3 protein-coding genes are annotated in these 2,394 nt (G+C 61.4%); all 3 read right to left on the bottom strand.

The annotated features are described in order from the left end of the window. Nucleotides 1-164: 164 nt before the first annotated feature. Nucleotides 165-866, bottom strand: coding sequence for a lipase (locus IGS51_RS19750; protein ID WP_297080501.1), 702 nt, complete (start codon nucleotides 864-866; stop codon nucleotides 165-167). Beyond that, entirely contained in the window at nucleotides 863-1,759 is an 897-nt protein-coding gene (locus IGS51_RS19745; RefSeq protein WP_297080500.1) for an alpha/beta fold hydrolase, read from the bottom strand. The genes IGS51_RS19750 and IGS51_RS19745 overlap by 4 nt, the downstream gene beginning before the upstream one ends. Nucleotides 1,760-1,816: 57 nt before the next feature. Then, on the bottom strand, nucleotides 1,817-2,394 hold a 578-nt coding region (locus tag IGS51_RS19740), incomplete at its 5' end, for a cation-translocating P-type ATPase C-terminal domain-containing protein (RefSeq protein WP_297080499.1).

Here is a 2,394-nt window from a genome sequence, read left to right as displayed (position 1 = left end):
CGGCTCCCGCGCAGACCATCCCTGCGCCCCTTCCTGCCAGCCCCTCGCCAACCACGCCCTAAAAGAACCCTAAAAGAACAGGACTTCCGAACTTGCGATAAGTGTTCTGGGTGTTGGGAAACTTTGACGTGATTTCCAGCCAAGCGGCGGCCAAGTCGCAGGCTTCACGCCAGATATTTTGCCCACTGGCTTACGATTTCCGGCGAGCCGTACCAGAGCCGCCCCGGTCGCGGCGAATGAACGACATCCGGCAGGGTAATATTCTCCGCACCTTCCAGGTGGGCTGCTTCGATGGGCGTAATGCCGTCGCCCCAGCAGCCGCCCACGCCGCAGGTCATTTCGTAGCTGCTGTGGGCAAACCAGGTTCCCGGTCGCCGCTGCCCATACACGGCCCTACCCGCCACGCAGACATAGCGCACCTGCGGGTAGAACGCGCCGGGATAGTGCGTTTTCACAAAGTCCAGGTTGCGCCGCGTCCAGCGCTCCCGGCTGATGTGGGGCGTGCCCAGGGTCACCAGCGTCGCCACCGAGGGATGCCCTTTCCAGAGGCAGGTCTTGCCCGCATCGCTGGGATGAATCTGGTACGGCACTTCACCCAGATAGATCCGGGCAATCCATCCGCCTGCGGAATGACCAACCAAATTGAGGCGATTGCCCCCCGTTTCGGCCTGCACTAGGCGCACCGTCGCATCCAGCTTTTCCAGAATCGGAGTCATCGAGCGGCCGCCCAGCGTTGGCACCCAATCTCGTCGCCGCAGGGGAACGGTCTTGGCCCAAATGCCCAACCCTTCGAGCGCCCGTTCCATCTCCCGATAGGGCGCAGCATCGGCAAAGTACCCCGGCAAAATGACCGTCGGCAAACTCATCCCCGGTTCCCCGCGCTCAACCAGTCCAGCACCAGCCGATTCACCGTGTCGGGGCACTCGTCGTGGGGACAGTGGCCAGCCCCCGCAATGGGCGTGTACTGGACGCGATCGGGTTCGGCGGCCGCCAGTTCTCGGTAGATTTTGGAGCCTGTAATCGGAGTCCAGGGGTCGGCATCGCCCCACAGCACTAGGATGGGCTGATGCACGCGGGGCAGCAGTTCCGCAGGGCTAGGGCCGGGCGGAGCCGTGAGAATTGAGGCGAAGACCTTCTGTGCGCCGGGGTCGCAGGAGGGTTCGTAGATCAGTTCCACCAGTTCATCGGTGACGGCGGTGTGGTCGCGGTAGACTTGCATCAGAGTGCGGCGGATGCGCGGCTTTTTGCGGACTTGCTCAAACAAAAACGGCCCCACTAGCTCCGAACTCACCAGTTGGGTAAACACGCCCATCACTAGCCGCAGCGGTGGGTTTAGCTCCTCTGGGCGATGGTTTAGCCCGCCCGCTGCATTGAGCAAGACGACGCGCTGCACCAGATCGGGATAGTCGGCGGCCATCATCAGGCTGAGCAATGCGCCGATGGAGTTGCCGACAAACACAGCCGGTGCGCCAATGTGGGCGGCCCAGAAGTCCTTGAGCAGGGCTTGCCAGAGTTCCAAACTGTAGGCGATCGCCGGTTTACTTGATCCGCCAAAGCCCAGCAGATCCAGCGCAAACACGCGATAGCCCGCCGCCGCCAGCACGGGGATATTGTTGCGCCAGTGCCCAATTGCTGCGCCAAAGCCGTGAATCAGCACCATCGGCTGACCCGCGCCCTGCACAGTGTAGCGGATGGTGTGGCCCTGCCAGTCCCAGTTGAGCTGTTCGAGGGGTTGGGGTGCAGTGAGTTGAGAAGTCACAGATAAGAGGCTACGGAGAATATTGAAGTTTTCTTAACTTCTTCTATCATAAAGGCTTTATCGCCCCGCCCACGTCCTCACCAGCTTCTGCAACTCTACTGCCCAAAAGCCAATCGTGCTAACCCCCACGCAGGCCCACAACTCAACACCTGTGAGCGGCTGAGTTTCAAACCAGCGCTGGAGGACTGGCAGCGTCATCACCAGCATTTGTAGCCCAAAGGTGAGCAGCACCGCACCCAGCATCGGCTTGTTGCTGAGCAGCCCAATTCGCGCTAGCAGGCGTTGTTCCGACCGCATCGCCAGGGCCAGCCAGATCCGAGAAAACGCCAGCGTCGCAAACACCATTGTTTGCCAGTTGGGGCGGCCCGTAGACCAGGTCCAATAGCCAAAGCCGAGGAAGGTAATGCCCATGAGAATGCCGATCCACACAATATCGCGCCCCACGCCCCGACTAAATACGCTTTCGCCCGGCGGATAGGGCGGCCGCTGCATCACGTTTTTCTCGGCGGGTTCCACGCTCAGCGCCAGGGCCAGCAGCCCGTCTGCCAGCAGGTTGATCCAGAGAATCTGAATGGGTCGCAGGGGTAGGGGCATGGCAATCAGCGGAGCCAGCAGCATCAGCACCACACCGCTGA

The organism is Thermoleptolyngbya sp. M55_K2018_002 (assembly GCF_015295965.1).
GTDB classification, from domain to species: domain Bacteria; phylum Cyanobacteriota; class Cyanobacteriia; order Elainellales; family Elainellaceae; genus Thermoleptolyngbya; species Thermoleptolyngbya sichuanensis.
This window is presented reverse-complemented; position numbering and strand designations above follow the sequence as displayed.

Coding starts and splice junctions, on each gene's coding strand:
- IGS51_RS19750 (WP_297080501.1), bottom strand. CDS start 866: ATGAGTTTGCCGACGGTCATTTTGCCGGGGTACTTTGCCGATGCTGCG.